We start from the raw sequence: 15,824 nt of genomic DNA on the forward strand, positions 1-15,824 counted from the left end.
AGAGCGAGGCCTACTTCTGGAAGGCTTTTTTTAAGCTGATTTTAGAAATCAGCTCAGTCAGGGAGAGAACCATCGTCGAGCGCACCGCTTGCTGGTAGCGCTGGGTTTGCATGGCGTACAAACTGGGGTCGGCGGCGTCAAACTGCGGCGGGGGTGGCAGCGCCAGTACGCAGTGCAGTTCACCGAACGGCCCGAGAATCTCATCATCCGTAAAGGCATACTCATTGCCGTCATGATTCATCTCTTCGCGCATCGCCATCAGCAGCTCTGCGTCTTCATATTCAGAACGACTGAGGACGCCCAGACCGTAGATCAGTTTCAGGCGCACAGACAGATCGCCCAGCGGTCCGTCGCCGTCGAGTAACGGTTCTACAGCGTACTTCACTGCGTAGTCATCTTTGCGAAACACCTGAAGCACCAGAATGTTTACCGCCTCGGTGAGTAACTCCACGGCGGTGATCAGGAAGCTCCGTACGGTTTTGCCAGCATTCAGACGCTCAAGCACACGATTTTCAAAGGCCTGGGTTTGTTCCATTATTGCCTGCATATCTGACAATCTATTAATCAGGCGCAGGGGCTCCTGCGCCAGTTCCAGCATCATTACTTTGCGTTATATGCGCTAACGGCCTCGGCAACGACATCGCTGTTGATATCCAGCCCGGAAATCTGGGCCAGCGCAGTCTGTGGGCCTTTCTCGGCGATCAGCGCGGCCAGCTCCTGCGCCTGCGGATCGTCTTCGCTACGGAAGTGCATCGCGGCAGCAATCCCTTTGACCAGGTTAGCGTGCGGCAAATGGTATTCCAGCGTACCCAGCAACGGTTTGATTAAACGGTCACCCGCGCTCAGTTTACGCAGCGGCTGGCGACCAACGCGCTCAACGTCATCTTTCAGATACGGGTTTTCAAAACGACCGAGGATTTTCTGAATGTATGCCGCATGCTTGTCGGCATCAAAACCGTAGCGTTTGATCAGCACCGCGCCGCTCTCTTCCATCGCCCCTTTGACCACTGCGCGGATTTTCTCGTCGAGAATCGCGTCGCGGATGGTCTGATGACCGGTCAATTTTCCGAGGTACGCGGTTATAGCATGCCCGGTGTTCAGCGTGAAGAGTTTACGTTCGACAAATGCCATCAGGTTATCAGTTAATTCCATTCCCGGGATGTTCGGCAGCTCGCCTTTGAACTGGGTCTGGTCAACGATCCACTCGCTGAAGGTTTCGACAGTCACTTCCAGCGGGTCGTGGGTCGCAGAGGCTGACGGCGGCACGATGCGGTCAACGGCGGAATCCACGAAGCCGACATGGGTGTCAACCCAGGCTTTGTCGTCTTCAGCCAGCGCGTTCAGCACATGGCCTTTCAGTTGAGTGGTGCCTCGTACCATATTTTCACAGGCGATGATGTTCAGCGGGGTGGTGATCCCTTGCGCTTTGCGTTTGACCAGGCCTTTGGCGATGGCCGGAGCGATGCGCTCCAGCACGACCGGGCCAACGGCCGTGGTGACCAGGTCAACCTGGGCGATCAGCTCAACAACATCATCGCCAATGCTGCTTACCGCATTGACGCCAGTCACGGTATCCACCTGCTCATTTTCACCCACAACGTGAACCTGGTAGCTATGACGGGCATTCAGGGCGTCGAGCACGACCTGATTTACATCAGCGAATGTCAGTTGTATCCCCGCGTCCGCCAGCAGTTTGCCGATAAAGCCACGACCGATATTACCTGCGCCAAAATGTAATGCTTTCATAGTAGTAACCTTCATTAATGTTTTTACCCGAGAGGGCTGGGGTGAGGGGTTATCTGTTGCTCCCTCACCCAAACCCTCTCCACAAAGGAGAGGATTGGGTCGGCCCGATAAGCGCAATGTCACCGGGCCTCGGGGTTTACTTACGACCCGCCAGCAGCGCCAGCACTTCATCAACGCTGGTGGTGTTAGCCAGGCGTTCGATGACGGATTCGTCATCCAGCGCGTTGGTCAGGCTGGTAATCACCTGAATGTGCTCGTTGTTGCGAGCGGCGATACCGATCACCAGACGGGCGATGTCGTCGTCTTCTTCACCGAAACGAACGCCTTGCGGGTACTGGCAGAACACGACGCCGGTTTTCAGTACGCGGTCTTTCGCTTCAACGGTACCGTGCGGAACGGCGATAGACTCACCCAGATAGGTTGGGGTCAGTTTCTCACGTTCCAGCATCGCATCGACATATTCTGGCTCAACGTAACCGCCTTTCACCAGCTGCTCACCGGCGAAGCGAATCGCTTCTTCTTTGGTCGTTGCCGTACGTCCGAGGAAGATATTCTCCGCACCCAGTTTGAACAGGTTGTTATCCCCTTCGTCAAAGCTGTCTTTCAGGCTGTCGCGGACTTTGACTTCATTGTCAGTGTGGCGCTGAGCGGCAACCAGACGCTCGGTCAGGCTGGAGTACAGGCCGCTGTCGAGGAAGTTGGTCAGCGAAATATGCTGCGCCTGCGGTACCTGACGCATCGCACGTTCGGTGAGATCGCGGTGAGTGATGACCAGGTCAACATCCGGCGGCAGGTTGTTAATCGCGCTGTTGGTGACCGAGATCTGGCTCAGACCGGCATCCTGCACTTTCTTACGCAGTACGCCGGCGCCCATTGCGCTGGAACCCATACCGGCATCACAGGCAACGATGATTTTACGCACGTGGCTCAGGTCGTTGGTGACATCGCCAGCAGACAGCGGAGTACCGCCTTTGGATTCTGCTTTCATGTCATGCATACGGCGGGTCGCCGCTTCAATGTCATCGTCTTCTTTCACTTTGCTGGTTTTCAGCAGAATGGCAGAGACAACGAAGGAGACCGCCATCGCCGCACAGATTGCCGCGATGTTAGCGAAGTAGGCGCCTTTTGGCGTCATCGCCAGCACAGCCAGGATAGAACCCGGAGACGCCGGAGAAACCAGACCGCCGTTCAGGAGAGTCAGCGTAAACACACCCGTCATACCGCCGAGGATAACGGCGAGGATCAGACGCGGGTTCATCAGCACATACGGGAAGTAAATTTCGTGGATACCGCCCAGGAAGTGGATGATTGCCGCACCGCCTGCAGACTGTTTAGCGCTACCGCGACCAAAGAACATGTACGCCAGCAGAACACCCATCCCCGGACCCGGGTTGGCTTCAATCAGGAAGAAGATGGATTTACCCAACTCATGGGACTGCTGAATACCCAGAGGTGAGAAGATACCGTGGTTGATGGCGTTATTCAGGAACAGGATTTTCGCTGGTTCAACGAAGATAGACGCCAGCGGCAGCATGTCATGGACAACCATGAAGTTAACGCCTGCAGCCAACACTTTCGACAGAACTTCAACTGCTGGACCAATGCCGAGGAATGCCAGAATGGCGAGGATCATACCGATGATGCCAGCGGAGAAGTTATTCACCAGCATCTCAAAACCGGATTTGATCTTACCGTCTACCCAACCATCGAAATGTTTGATTGCCCAGCCGCCCAGAGGACCGGCGATCATTGCACCGAGGAACATCGGCATGTCTGCGCCGACGATCACGCCCATGGTGGTGATTGCGCCCACCACGCCGCCGCGTTCGCCACCCACCAGTCTACCGCCGGTATAACCGATCAGCAGCGGCAGGAGATAGGTGATCATTGGGCCAACCAGCTTCGCCAGCGTTTCGTTTGGCAACCACCCTGTCGGAATAAATAGTGCAGTGATAATACCCCACGCGATAAACGCGCCGATATTTGGCATCACCATATTGCTGAGGAATCGACCAAAGCTTTGCACCTTGATCTTAATATCGGATGACATAAAAACACCCCTTCTTATGTTTGCTATCGCGCAGGCTGGAAGCCCGAGGTTTTGTTAATGTAGCGGCAGAGGTAGCCGGACCCTGTAGATACTGCGAAATCTGGCACTGAATCGTTAAGCTGTCCAGTCAGCGACCTTTAATGTGATTTGTGTCACATAAATATAGGGGGTAGGGAGGTAATTGATGTGACATTAATCACAAAACTGCTGTGTAAAAAAACAACAAACCGTCGTTCTGAACCATTAATGGCATTAATTTGTGATGTAATTCACGTTTTATCTTTGGCTGTTTGTTGAATGTTTGTGATATGAATCACAATAAATATTCATCCAGATTTGTCCCGATGTGATCCTGGGCAGATTCCTCTCGTTGCCACCTGGCCTGATGTCATTAAATAACCATCTGGCGTGAAAAATAGTCTTTGGCGTGATGGCGAAAATGCATAACTCACATTATGTTCAAATCATCAGCCAAATTGCATTCGGCTGCCTGCAATAAAAACTCAAATGGGCGTGAAGTCGAGGCGGATATGTTTCTAAATTATTTCGCGTTAGGTGTGCTGATTTTCGTCTTTCTGGTGATTTTTTACGGCGTTATTGCCATCCATGATATCCCCTATTTAATTGCGAAGAAACGCAACCACCCGCATGCCGATGCTATTCATACCGCAGGCTGGGTGAGTCTGTTTACGCTCCATGTGATCTGGCCGTTTTTGTGGATTTGGGCAACCCTCTACCAACCGGAACGCGGCTGGGGGATGCATAATCACATCACGTCGCCGGGACAAGATCCTGATCCTGAAATTGCCGCGTTATCTGCGCGTATTACACAACTCGAGAAAAAACTGGCCGAAGTTAACACGGCTGAGAATACGACGTTTCCGGAGAGTTAATCATGGATCTGTTGATTATATTAACCTACGTCGCGCTGGCGTGGGCAGTCTTCAAAATATTCCGCATACCGGTGAATCAATGGACGCTGGCGACGGCGGCATTAGGCGGTGTATTTCTGGTCAGCGGCCTGATCCTGTTAATGAACTATAACCATCCGTATACCTTTACTGCGCAAAAAGCCGTTATTTCCATTCCTGTTACGCCGCAGGTTACCGGAATTGTCAGCGAGGTGACGGATAAAAATAACCAACTGATTAAAAAGGGTGAAGTGCTATTTAAACTCGACCCGGTTCGCTATCAGGCGCGCGTGGACAGGTTACAGGCCGATCTGGTCACCGCCACGCATAATATCCAGACGCTGAAAGCCCAGCTCTCAGAAGCGCAGGCTAATACGACGCGGGTCTCTGCGGAGCGCGATCGGCTGTATAAAGATTATCAGCGTTACCTGAAGGGCAGCCAGGCGCGGGTGAACCCCTTCTCAGAAAGCGATATTGATAACGCCCGGCAAAATTATCTGGCGCAGGATGCGCTGGTGAAGGGTTCAGTGGCTGAGCAGGTGCAAATTCAAAGCCAGTTAGACAGTATGGTTAACGGCGAACAGTCGCAGATTGCCAGTCTGAGGGCGCAACTGGCAGAGGCGAAATACAACCTCGAACAGACCATTATTCGCGCGCCCAGCAACGGCTACGTCACCCAGGTGCTGATACGACCCGGTACCTACGCTGCCGCGCTACCGCTGCGTCCGGTGATGGTCTTTATCCCCGAACAAAAGCGGCAGATTGTCGCTCAGTTCCGGCAGAACTCGCTGCTTCGTCTTGAACCCGGCGACGACGCGGAGGTGGTATTTAACGCGCTTCCTGGGCAAGTTTTTCACGGTAAGTTGACCAGCATATTGCCTGTGGTGCCGGGCGGCTCGTATCAGGCTCAGGGGGCTTTACAGTCCCTGACGGTGGTGCCCGGGACCGATGGCGTCCTGGCGACGATTGAACTGGACCCGAATGCCGATGTGGATGCGTTACCCGACGGCATCTACGCGCAAGTGGCAGTCTATTCCGACCATTTCGCCCATGTTTCGGTCATGCGTAAGGTGTTACTGCGCATGACCAGTTGGATGCACTACCTTTATTTGGATCATTGAGAACGCCGTCACCTGCCTTTTCCCGCTGCGTGAGCCATACTCATTGTTTTGTGTTGGCGAAAAGGACTGATCATGAAACTCATTGGTAGCTACACCAGCCCGTTTGTACGAAAAATTTCGATCCTGCTGTTGGAAAAAGGCATCACATTCGAATTTGTTAATGAACTGCCCTACAACGCGGAAAATGGCGTCGCGCAGTACAATCCGTTAGGAAAAGTACCGGCGCTGGTGACTGACGATGGGGAGTACTGGTTCGATTCGCCAATTATCGCCGAATACATTGAACTGCTGGATATTGCGCCAGCGATGCTGCCGCGTGAACCGCTGGCCTCGCTGAAAGTCCGTCAACTTGAGGCACTGGCCGATGGGATTATGGACGCCGGTCTGGTGTCGGTGCGCGAGCAGGCACGTCCCGCCGCGCAGCAATCGGAAACCGAACTGTTGCGCCAGCGCGAGAAAATTAACCGCAGTCTGGATGCGCTGGAAGCGTACCTGGTCGACGGGACGATTAAACCTGACACGGTTGATCTGGCGACCATCGCCATTGCCTGCGCGGTGGGCTATCTCAACTTCCGCCGCGTCTCACCGGGCTGGTGCGTGAGCCGACCTCACCTGGTCAAGCTGGTGGAGACGCTGTTTCAGCGCGAGAGTTTTGCCCGCACTGAACCCCCAAAGGCTTGATTCATATTCTGTCCGTCCAGGCAATCTCACGTTACAATCCCCTCTATGTCGATATCCCTCCCCGTTGTGGGGAGGGTCACCAACAGCCAGGCCTTTTCATGACGACCGAAACCCGTTCGCTCTATAGTCAGCTTCCCGCCATTGATCGCTTATTGCGTGAAAGTGAATTTCTTACCCTGCGTGAGACTCACGGGCATACCCGTGTCGTTGATCTGCTTCGTCAATTGCTTGATGAAGCAAGAGAGGTGATACGCGACACGCAGGCGTTGCCAGCGTGGTGTGAAGACTGGGCGCAGGAGGTGAACCTTCGGCTGGAAAAAGAGGCCCAGAGTGCGCTGCGCCCGGTGATTAACCTGACGGGCACGGTGTTACATACCAATCTGGGTCGCGCTTTACAGGCTGAAGAGGCCGTCGCGGCTGTCACGCAGGCCATGCGCTCGCCGGTGACGCTGGAGTATGATCTGGACGGCGCGGGACGCGGGCATCGTGACCGCGCACTGGCGGAATTGCTGTGCCGTATCACCGGCGCGGAAGATGCCTGCATTGTGAATAACAACGCGGCGGCGGTACTGCTGATGCTGGCCGCCACCGCCGCCGGTAAAGAGGTGGTGGTATCACGCGGTGAGCTGGTGGAGATCGGCGGCGCGTTTCGCATCCCGGATGTGATGCGTCAGGCTGGGTGTACGCTACATGAAGTGGGAACCACTAACCGGACGCATGCCGATGACTATCGCCAGGCGGTAAATGAAATCACCGGCCTGCTGATGAAGGTACATACCAGTAATTACAGCATCGAAGGGTTTACCCACTCTGTTGATGAAACGGAGCTGGTCCAGATCGGCCAGGCGCTGGATATTCCTGTTGTGGCCGATCTTGGTAGTGGTTCGCTGGTCGATTTGAGCCAGTACGGCCTGCCGAAAGAGCCAATGCCGCAGCAGTTGATTGCCACGGGTGTCAGCCTGGTGAGCTTCTCGGGCGACAAGCTGTTGGGCGGTCCGCAGGCTGGGATCATCGTCGGTAAGAAAGAGATGATTGCGCAATTGCAGCGTCATCCGCTTAAACGTGCGTTGCGGGCGGATAAAATGACCCTTGCTGCGCTGGAAGCGACGTTGCGTCTGTATCTCCACCCGGAAGCGCTGGCCGAGAAACTGCCGACGCTGCGCCTGTTGACCCGACGCAAAGACGCGATTCAGTCTCAGGCGGAGCGGCTTCTGGCGCCGCTGGCCGCGCACTATGGTACGGAGTTTGTGGTGAGCGTACAGCCCTGCCTGTCGCAAATCGGCAGTGGCTCTTTGCCGGTTGATCGGCTCCCCAGCGCGGCATTAACCTTTACACCGCACGACGGCCGCGGAAGCCGTCTTGAAGCCCTGGCGACCCGCTGGCGTGAGCTACCGGTTCCGGTTATCGGCCGGATTTACGAGGGCCGACTGTGGCTGGATTTACGCTGTCTTGAAGATGAGACCCGGTTTATGGAGATGTTGTTGAAATGATTATTGCGACCGCCGGACATGTCGACCACGGGAAAACGACGCTGCTGCAGGCCATTACCGGCGTGAATGCCGATCGCCTGCCGGAAGAGAAAAAGCGTGGCATGACCATCGACCTGGGCTATGCCTACTGGCCGCAGCCAGACGGGCGCGTGCTGGGCTTTATCGATGTTCCCGGTCACGAGAAGTTTCTCTCAAACATGCTGGCGGGCGTGGGCGGAATCGATCATGCGTTGCTGGTGGTAGCCTGTGACGATGGCGTGATGGCGCAAACGCGCGAACACCTGGCGATCCTGCAATTGACCGGGAATCCGACGCTGACGGTGGCGCTGACCAAAGCCGACCGTGTGGATGATACGCGGGTGCAGGAGGTCCAACAGCAGGTGGAGGATGTCCTGCGCGAGTATGGCTTTGCGCAGGCGACGCTATTTGTGACGGCCGCGAATGAAGGCCGCGGGATTGAGGCGTTACGCGAACATTTGCAGCAACTGCCCGCCCGCGAACACGCCCGGAATCAGACGTTCAGACTGGCTATCGATCGTGCCTTTACTGTAAAAGGCGCCGGGCTGGTGGTGACCGGCACCGCGCTGAGCGGTGAAGTAAACGTTGGGGATACGCTGTGGCTGACCGGCGTGAACGCATCTGTGCGCGTGCGCGGACTTCACGCGCAAAACCAGGCGAGTGAGCATGCTCATGCCGGGCAGCGCATCGCGCTGAATATCGTCGGCGATGCTGAAAAGGAGCAGCTTAACCGGGGTGACTGGCTGCTTTCAGACGCCCCGCCTGAGCCGTTCACGCGGGGGATCGTCGCGCTGGAAAGCCACGTCCCGCTTACGCAGTGGCAGCCGCTACATATTCACCATGCGGCGAGTCATGTGACCGGGCGGGTATCGCTGCTGGAAGCTAACCTGGCGGAACTGGTGTTTGATACGCCTCTGCTGCTGGCCGATAACGACCGGCTGGTGCTGCGCGATATCTCCGCGCGCGCGACGCTTGCCGGGGCGCGGGTGGTTGCGCTTAATCCGCCACGTCGCGGCAAACGTAAACCCGAGTATCTGCAATGGCTGGCGTCACTGGCGGCGGCGAAAGATGACGGTGCCGCGCTGGTGGTCCACCTGCAACGCGGGGCGGTCAATCTGCCCGACTTTGCGTGGGCGCGCCAGCTAAATAGCGACGGTATGCGTTCGCTCATTCACCAGCATGGATTTATTCAGGCAGGTTACAGCCTGCTGAATGCGGAAGTTGCCGCACGCTGGCAGCGCAAAATCCTCGACACGCTGGCGACTTACCATGAACAACATCGTGATGAGCCTGGTCCGGGGCGCGAACGCCTGCGCCGTATGGCGCTGCCGATGGAAGATGAAGCGCTGGTACTGTTGTTGATTGAACAAATGCGCGACAGCGGCGATATTCACAGCCACCATGGCTGGTTGCATCTGCCGGATCACAAGACAGGGTTTACTGACGAACAGCAGGCTATCTGGCTTAAAGCCGCGCCGTTATTTGGTGACGAACCCTGGTGGGTCCGCGATCTCGCGCGTGAAACCGCGACCGAGGAGCAGACCATGCGTCTGGTACTGCGGCAGGCGGCGCAGCAGGGGATGATTACGGCGATCGTAAAAGATCGTTACTACCGTAACGATCGCATTGTGGCTTTCGCCAGCATGATCCGCGAACTGGATCAGGAGAGAGGATCAACCTGCGCTGCGGATTTTCGCGATCGGTTGGGCGTAGGCCGAAAGCTGGCGATTCAGATTCTGGAATATTTCGACCGGATTGGCTTTACGCGTCGCCGTGGAAACGATCACCTGTTACGCGATGCATTATTATTTCCGGCAAAGGAATAATACAATTTATTAAAAATAAGAATGAATTGACATAATAAATAGGTTGAGACGAAAAGAGCCCATTAATTTGTAGCCTAATGTGCTCTTTTATTTTTTCATTAAATAAACACCGCTGTGATCATATTATCTCCTGAGATTCGTTCGTATGCTGCAATCCCTTCAAAAACTATTAAGGATTGAGCATATGGCTGCTTCTACATTTTATATTCCTTCTGTGAATATAATTGGGGCTGATTCATTAAAAGATGCAATGAATGCTATGGTGGAATATGGCTTTCGTCGGACGTTAATTGTCACCGACAGTGTGCTGACGAAATTAGGCATGGCGGGTGATATTCAAAAAGCATTGCAGAAACATGATATTTTCAGCGTCATATTTGATGGTACACACCCTAATCCGACGACAATTAATGTCGCCGACGGCCTGAAGATCCTGAAAGAAAATGATTGCGATAGCGTTATTTCGCTGGGCGGCGGTTCCCCACATGATTGTGCCAAAGGGATTGCGCTGGTGGCCGCCAATGGCGGCGATATTCGCGATTATGAAGGCGTTGATCGCTCGGCAAAACCACAGTTGCCGATGATTGCGATTAACACCACGGCAGGAACCGCCTCTGAAATGACGCGTTTCTGCATCATCACTGACGTTGATCGCCACATCAAAATGGCGATTGTGGATAAACACGTCACGCCACTGCTCTCGGTAAATGACTCTTCGCTGATGATCGGCATGCCAAAATCGCTGACGGCGGCGACCGGCATGGACGCGCTGACCCATGCGATTGAAGCCTATGTTTCTGTAGCCGCCACGCCGATCACGGATGCCTGCGCCCTGAAAGCAATGACCATGATTTCTGATAATCTGGCCGTTGCCGTGGAATCGGGCGGCAATGTGCATGCGCGTGAAGCGATGGCCTATGCGCAGTTCCTGGCGGGGATGGCCTTCAATAACGCGTCATTAGGTTACGTCCACGCGATGGCGCACCAGTTAGGCGGTTTCTATGACCTGCCGCACGGTGTGTGTAATGCCGTCCTGCTGCCGCACGTTCAGGTATTCAACAGCCAGGTGGCCGCAGCGCGTCTGCGTGATTGTGCGGCAGCAATGGGGGTTCATGTTGCAGGGATGACCGACGCCGAAGGCGCAGAAGCCTGCATCGAGGCGATCCGCGCACTGGCGCAGCAGGTGAATATCCCGGCGGGTCTGCGAGCCCTGGGCGTGAAAGAAGAAGATATTCCGGTGCTGGCGGCCAATGCGTTGAAAGATGCCTGCGGTCTGACTAACCCAATTCAGGCCACGCACGACGAGATTATGGCGATCTATCGCGCGGCGATGTAATTCGTGACCGCTATCGTAAACCTATAAGCGGCTGGCGAGAAAATCGCCAGCCCCGTCTACCCTTGTTATACACCTGGAGCAAGGAGACGATCATGACCAATAACCCTCCCCGTATTCAGCCCGGCGAGTACGGTTTTCCCCTGAAGTTAAAGGCCCGTTACGACAACTTTATCGGTGGTGACTGGGTTGCCCCGAGTGACGGCGAGTATTACCAGAACCTGACGCCCGTCACCGGGCAACTGTTATGCGAAGTGGCTTCTTCCGGTAAAAGGGACATTGACCTGGCGCTCGACGCGGCCCACAAGGTGAAAAACCAGTGGGCGCATACTTCTGTTCAGGATCGGGCGGCGATTCTGTTCAAGATTGCCGACCGTATGGAGCAGAACCTCGAACTGCTGGCGACGGCGGAAACCTGGGATAACGGTAAGCCGATCCGTGAAACCAGCGCGGCGGATGTCCCGCTGGCAATCGACCATTTCCGCTATTTCGCCTCCTGTATTCGCGCCCAGGAGGGCGGGATCAGTGAAGTGGATAGCGACACCGTGGCTTATCACTTCCACGAACCGCTCGGCGTGGTCGGACAAATTATCCCGTGGAACTTCCCCTTATTGATGGCGAGCTGGAAAATGGCGCCCGCGCTGGCGGCAGGAAACTGCGTAGTGCTTAAACCTGCCCGCCTGACGCCGCTGTCCGTTTTACTGCTGATGGAAGTGATTGGCGATCTCCTCCCGCCTGGCGTAGTGAACGTAGTGAACGGCGCGGGTGGAGAGATTGGCGAGTATCTGGCAACTTCGAAGCGTATTGCTAAAGTGGCATTCACCGGCTCGACGGAAGTCGGGCAGCAGATCATGCAATATGCCACGCAGAATATCATCCCGGTCACTCTGGAGCTGGGCGGGAAATCACCGAACATTTTCTTCGCCGACGTGATGGACGAAGAGGATGCATTTTTCGATAAGGCGCTGGAAGGTTTTGCGCTCTTTGCCTTTAACCAGGGTGAAGTGTGCACTTGTCCGAGCCGCGCGCTGGTGCAGGAATCCATCTACGAACGCTTTATGGAGCGCGCCATTCGCCGCGTAGAAAGCATCCGCAGCGGTAACCCGTTGGACAGCGTGACGCAAATGGGGGCACAGGTCTCTCATGGGCAGATGGAAACTATCCTGAATTACATTGATATCGGTAAGAAAGAAGGGGCGGATGTCCTGACCGGTGGGCGGCGTAAGCAGCTTGAAGGTGAACTGAAAGACGGCTATTACCTCGAGCCGACCATCCTGTCTGGTAAGAATAATATGCGCGTGTTCCAGGAGGAGATCTTTGGCCCGGTACTGGCGGTGACCACGTTCAAAACAATGGACGAGGCGCTGGAGCTAGCCAACGATACCCAGTACGGTCTCGGAGCGGGCGTCTGGAGCCGTAACGGTAACCTGGCGTATAAAATGGGACGCGGTATTCAGGCAGGACGCGTATGGACCAACTGCTACCATGCTTACCCGGCTCATGCGGCCTTTGGTGGCTACAAGCAGTCGGGGATTGGACGCGAAACCCACAAGATGATGCTGGAGCACTATCAGCAGACAAAATGTTTACTGGTGAGCTACTCCGATAAACCGCTGGGACTCTTTTAACTGACCGCGTTATGCCCGATGGCGCTTTGCTTATCGGGCATAACGATTAATCCAACACCTTTACCTGTAACGGACGGAAACGGCTGTAGACCCACAGTCCCAGGCAGGCAATCGACCCGATGAAAACGGTGAACAGTACGGTGATAAACACACCGCTGAACAGCGCGGCAGGAATCGCCATTACACCATGCACGGGTTGATCGTTCCATTTTACCAGGTCAAAGCCGAAGAGACTCAAAACGCCACAAATAAAACTGAAAGATATCATTGGGATACCAAGGCCAATAAGTAATAAACGGTAAATAGTGACCGCTTTGATGCGCTTAAGGCTGACGGTGGATGAGGTTTCCGCGTTGTTCATTTTTGTTCCCTTGTATTGATGTTTAAACATAATAAACTGCGATGTGCATAAAAAACAACATACTAAAAAATGGACTGTATATAAAAAACCATATGTCGATATATAAATATGAGAATTGCAGGGCATCTGGTCATTCCACTATCATTCTCAAACTCTTTTTTTTTGATTCTATTCTCTGGGAGGAATATGTTTCTCGATTATTTTGCGCTTGGGGTGCTGATTTTTGTATTCCTCGTCATTTTCTACGGAATTATTATTTTACATGATATTCCCTATTTAATTGCGAAAAAACGCAATCATCCTCATGCCGATGCTATTCATGTCGCGGGGTGGGTGAGTTTGTTTACATTACATGTTATCTGGCCTTTCTTGTGGATTTGGGCCACGCTCTATCGTCCGGAACGCGGGTGGGGAATGCAAAATACTGAATCTGGTGTTGTGCAACTCCAGGAGCGTATTGCCGGGCTGGAAAAACAATTGGCTGACCTGAAATCCTCTTCTGGCGAGTATTAATTATGGATTTACTGATTATCCTGACCTATGTGGCTTTCGCATGGGCGATTTTTAAGATCTTCAACATTCCCGTTAATAAATGGACCATACCGACGGCGGCGCTGGGGGGAATATTTATTGTCAGCGGTTTAATCTTATTAATGAATTACAACCACCCCTATACATTTAAAGCGCAAAAAGCGGTGGTGTCTATTCCCGTTGTTCCGCAGGTCACTGGCGTAGTGATTGAAGTGACGGATAAGAAAAATACGCTGATTAAAAAAGGTGAAGTGCTGTTCAGGCTTGATCCCACGCGCTATCAGGCCAGGGTGGATCGTCTGCTGGCGGATATTGTGACGGCGCAACATAAGCAGCATGCGCTGGGTGCCGAACTGGATGAAATGACCGCCAATACCCAGCAGGCAAAAGCCACGCGAGACAAGTTTGCGAAGGAGTATCAGCGTTATGCGCAGGGGAGTCAGGCGAAGGTGAATCCATTCTCTGAGCGCGACATTGACGTCGCACGGCAGAACTACCTGGCGCAGGAGGCTTCGGTTAAATCGTCAGCGGCGGAACAACAGCAGATTCAAAGCCAGTTAGACAGCCTGGTAATGGGTGAGCACTCGCAGATAGCCAGTTTGAAAGCGCAGTTGGCCGAGGCGGAATATAACCTGGAACAAACCATCGTTCGCGCGCCGAGTGACGGTTATGTAACCCAGGTGCTGATTCGCCCGGGAACCTATGCCGCCTCACTGCCTCTGCGCCCGGTGATGGTATTTATTCCTGCTCAGAAGCGACAAATTGTCGCGCAATTCCGCCAGAACTCGTTGCTGCGACTGGAGCCCGGCGATGACGCGGAAGTGGTATTCAATGCCTTACCGGGCAAGGTATTCAGCGGTAAGCTGGCTGTCATCAGTCCTGCAGTGCCTGGTGGGACATACCAGTCGACCGGGACGTTACAGTCGTTGAATACGGTACCGGGGGCGGAAGGTGTCATTGCCACAATCGAGTTGAACGATCATGCTGATTTACGTGCATTACCGGATGGAATTTATGCACAGGTCGCGGTCTACTCCGACCATTTCAGCCATGTCTCGGTCATGCGTAAGGTATTGTTGCGCATGACCAGTTGGGTACATTACCTTTATCTCGATCATTAATTGTCGATGATTGAGTCTTGCTCGGGACGCAACAGTTGCGTCTGAGCAAGCTGGTTGCGGATTTCCCGTAGCATCTCATCCAGTACATACTGAACTCGCCAGGGCTGGTACTCCCGCTTGCGGAAGATCGCGACCAGGTCCAGCCACCACTCATGCTGTTCTGAAAAGCAAGGGACGAGCGTCCCGGCCTTCAGATCGTTTTTCACGCTTTCATTGGGTGCAAACACAATACCCAGATGGTTGCGCGCCAGTTCCAGCGCCGACAGGGTATTGTCACAAACGTAGTTCCCCGTCACGCGATAGTCGCGCATCTCTTTACTGCCGGCACTGTTGAAGCGCCAGATGTTGGCATCATCAATCATCATAGAATCGATCAGGATGCAGGAGTGATGCTCAAGGTCTTCAGGTCGGCTTAGCGGGTGCTTTTCAAGGTAAGTCTGGCTGGCAAAGGCCGTCACTGCATATTTGGTAATAAAACTGGCAACCAGTGATTCATCTTTCGGGTGGGCATAGGTAATTAACACGTCACAGTCGTCAGGAAACTCGACGCCTTCATAAAAGGCTTTTGGCTCAAGGTTGCTGGTTTTCAGCGACAAAGAGATGTCGCCAATGTCTTTAATTCTGGCGATAACCTGTTTCGATAAGTAAGCGATGATGCCTGTCGGCGCGTACACCGTTACTCGCCCTCGCTTTTCGTGTTTATAATCAGCAATGAAATGATTTAGCTGCGCGTTTCTGTCGAGCATATCATTAATGTAGGGCAGAAGCGCCGCACCAAAAGGGGTCAGCGTCAGTTGCCGGGTCGTCCGGTCAAAAACCTTAAGGCCGACTTTTGATTCAAAATCAGCAAGATATTTGCTGACGTTGGCCTGGGCGATGCCGAGAACAGTTGCGGCATGACTGATGTTTTCACTGGCGGCAATGACCGAGATGATCTTTAATTCCCGATGCTTGAGTTGTAATTTATTCATCACAGCAGCCCAATATATATAAGTTTTTATATATTA

The 15,824-nt window shown here is 53.9% G+C and carries 14 protein-coding genes; 9 read left to right on the forward strand and 5 right to left on the reverse strand.

Translation table 11 applies throughout. The annotated features are described in order from the left end of the window. Positions 1–10: 10 nt before the first annotated feature. The 3 genes from mtlR to mtlA all read right to left on the reverse strand — a co-directional run bounded on the left by mtlR (position 11) and on the right by mtlA (position 3,796). On the reverse strand, positions 11–598 hold the full coding sequence (gene mtlR, locus HVZ37_RS00820) for a mannitol operon repressor MtlR (RefSeq protein ID WP_130097590.1): 588 nt from the start codon (positions 596–598) through the stop codon (positions 11–13). A 2-nt stretch (positions 599–600) separates the two neighbouring features. After that, the gene (gene mtlD / locus HVZ37_RS00825) at positions 601–1,746 is read right to left on the reverse strand and encodes a mannitol-1-phosphate 5-dehydrogenase (protein ID WP_042998598.1); all 1,146 of its coding nucleotides are present in this window, start codon (positions 1,744–1,746) and stop codon (positions 601–603) included. A gap of 136 nt (positions 1,747–1,882) precedes the next feature. Then, positions 1,883–3,796: a PTS mannitol transporter subunit IICBA gene (gene mtlA / locus HVZ37_RS00830; protein WP_042998597.1), complete on the reverse strand. Its 1,914-nt coding sequence runs from the start codon at positions 3,794–3,796 to the stop codon at positions 1,883–1,885. A gap of 530 nt (positions 3,797–4,326) precedes the next feature. Here mtlA and HVZ37_RS00835 point away from each other — a divergent pair. From HVZ37_RS00835 to aldB, 7 genes are all read left to right on the forward strand, one after another. Then, positions 4,327–4,689: a DUF3302 domain-containing protein gene (locus HVZ37_RS00835; protein WP_044267571.1), complete on the forward strand. Its 363-nt coding sequence runs from the start codon at positions 4,327–4,329 to the stop codon at positions 4,687–4,689. A 2-nt stretch (positions 4,690–4,691) separates the two neighbouring features. Further along, positions 4,692–5,828: an HlyD family secretion protein gene (locus tag HVZ37_RS00840; protein WP_058587407.1), complete on the forward strand. Its 1,137-nt coding sequence runs from the start codon at positions 4,692–4,694 to the stop codon at positions 5,826–5,828. A 72-nt stretch (positions 5,829–5,900) separates the two neighbouring features. Then, positions 5,901–6,509, forward strand: coding sequence for a glutathione S-transferase (locus tag HVZ37_RS00845; protein ID WP_042998595.1), 609 nt, complete (start codon positions 5,901–5,903; stop codon positions 6,507–6,509). Positions 6,510–6,607: 98 nt separating this feature from the next. Beyond that, the gene (gene selA, locus HVZ37_RS00850; protein ID WP_181628017.1) at positions 6,608–7,999 is read left to right on the forward strand and encodes an L-seryl-tRNA(Sec) selenium transferase; all 1,392 of its coding nucleotides are present in this window, start codon (positions 6,608–6,610) and stop codon (positions 7,997–7,999) included. Next, a complete protein-coding gene (gene selB, locus HVZ37_RS00855) occupies positions 7,996–9,843 on the forward strand; it encodes a selenocysteine-specific translation elongation factor (protein WP_181628018.1) in 1,848 nt (615 codons plus the stop codon). Before selA ends, selB begins: the two co-directional genes overlap by 4 nt. A gap of 184 nt (positions 9,844–10,027) precedes the next feature. After that, complete coding sequence (gene yiaY / locus HVZ37_RS00860) at positions 10,028–11,179, forward strand: L-threonine dehydrogenase (protein WP_181628019.1); 1,152 nt, start codon at positions 10,028–10,030, stop codon at positions 11,177–11,179. Between the two features lie 92 nt (positions 11,180–11,271). Further along, positions 11,272–12,804: an aldehyde dehydrogenase AldB gene (gene aldB / locus HVZ37_RS00865; RefSeq protein WP_181628020.1), complete on the forward strand. Its 1,533-nt coding sequence runs from the start codon at positions 11,272–11,274 to the stop codon at positions 12,802–12,804. A gap of 46 nt (positions 12,805–12,850) precedes the next feature. Here the strand turns inward: aldB and HVZ37_RS00870 are convergent, their stop codons facing one another. Next, the gene (locus tag HVZ37_RS00870; RefSeq protein ID WP_042998590.1) at positions 12,851–13,165 is read right to left on the reverse strand and encodes a hypothetical protein; all 315 of its coding nucleotides are present in this window, start codon (positions 13,163–13,165) and stop codon (positions 12,851–12,853) included. A gap of 186 nt (positions 13,166–13,351) precedes the next feature. Between HVZ37_RS00870 and HVZ37_RS00875 the strand changes: the two genes are divergently transcribed. Beyond that, entirely contained in the window at positions 13,352–13,678 is a 327-nt protein-coding gene (locus HVZ37_RS00875; RefSeq protein ID WP_042998589.1) for a DUF3302 domain-containing protein, read from the forward strand. Positions 13,679–13,680: 2 nt separating this feature from the next. After that, positions 13,681–14,817, forward strand: a complete 1,137-nt coding sequence (locus HVZ37_RS00880; RefSeq protein ID WP_181628021.1) for an HlyD family secretion protein — start codon at positions 13,681–13,683, stop codon at positions 14,815–14,817. On the opposite strand, the gene HVZ37_RS00885 is transcribed toward HVZ37_RS00880, so the two are convergent. Further along, positions 14,814–15,788, reverse strand: a complete 975-nt coding sequence (locus HVZ37_RS00885; protein ID WP_042998587.1) for a LysR family transcriptional regulator — start codon at positions 15,786–15,788, stop codon at positions 14,814–14,816. The genes HVZ37_RS00880 and HVZ37_RS00885 overlap by 4 nt on opposite strands. Positions 15,789–15,824 lie beyond the last annotated feature (36 nt).

The organism is Citrobacter sp. RHB35-C17 (assembly GCF_013816795.1).
GTDB classification, from domain to species: Bacteria; Pseudomonadota; Gammaproteobacteria; order Enterobacterales; family Enterobacteriaceae; genus Citrobacter_A; species Citrobacter_A amalonaticus.

Bases quoted from the DNA above. Each gene is read 5' to 3' on its own strand.
- mtlR (WP_130097590.1), bottom strand. From the start codon at position 598: ATGCTGGAACTGGCGCAGGAGCCCCTGCGCCTGATTAATAGATTGTCA.
- mtlD (WP_042998598.1), bottom strand. From the start codon at position 1,746: ATGAAAGCATTACATTTTGGCGCAGGTAATATCGGTCGTGGCTTTATC.
- mtlA (WP_042998597.1), bottom strand. From the start codon at position 3,796: ATGTCATCCGATATTAAGATCAAGGTGCAAAGCTTTGGTCGATTCCTC.
- HVZ37_RS00835 (WP_044267571.1), top strand. From the start codon at position 4,327: ATGTTTCTAAATTATTTCGCGTTAGGTGTGCTGATTTTCGTCTTTCTG.
- HVZ37_RS00840 (WP_058587407.1), top strand. From the start codon at position 4,692: ATGGATCTGTTGATTATATTAACCTACGTCGCGCTGGCGTGGGCAGTC.
- HVZ37_RS00845 (WP_042998595.1), top strand. From the start codon at position 5,901: ATGAAACTCATTGGTAGCTACACCAGCCCGTTTGTACGAAAAATTTCG.
- selA (WP_181628017.1), top strand. From the start codon at position 6,608: ATGACGACCGAAACCCGTTCGCTCTATAGTCAGCTTCCCGCCATTGAT.
- selB (WP_181628018.1), top strand. From the start codon at position 7,996: ATGATTATTGCGACCGCCGGACATGTCGACCACGGGAAAACGACGCTG.
- yiaY (WP_181628019.1), top strand. From the start codon at position 10,028: ATGGCTGCTTCTACATTTTATATTCCTTCTGTGAATATAATTGGGGCT.
- aldB (WP_181628020.1), top strand. From the start codon at position 11,272: ATGACCAATAACCCTCCCCGTATTCAGCCCGGCGAGTACGGTTTTCCC.
- HVZ37_RS00870 (WP_042998590.1), bottom strand. From the start codon at position 13,165: ATGAACAACGCGGAAACCTCATCCACCGTCAGCCTTAAGCGCATCAAA.
- HVZ37_RS00875 (WP_042998589.1), top strand. From the start codon at position 13,352: ATGTTTCTCGATTATTTTGCGCTTGGGGTGCTGATTTTTGTATTCCTC.
- HVZ37_RS00880 (WP_181628021.1), top strand. From the start codon at position 13,681: ATGGATTTACTGATTATCCTGACCTATGTGGCTTTCGCATGGGCGATT.
- HVZ37_RS00885 (WP_042998587.1), bottom strand. From the start codon at position 15,788: ATGAATAAATTACAACTCAAGCATCGGGAATTAAAGATCATCTCGGTC.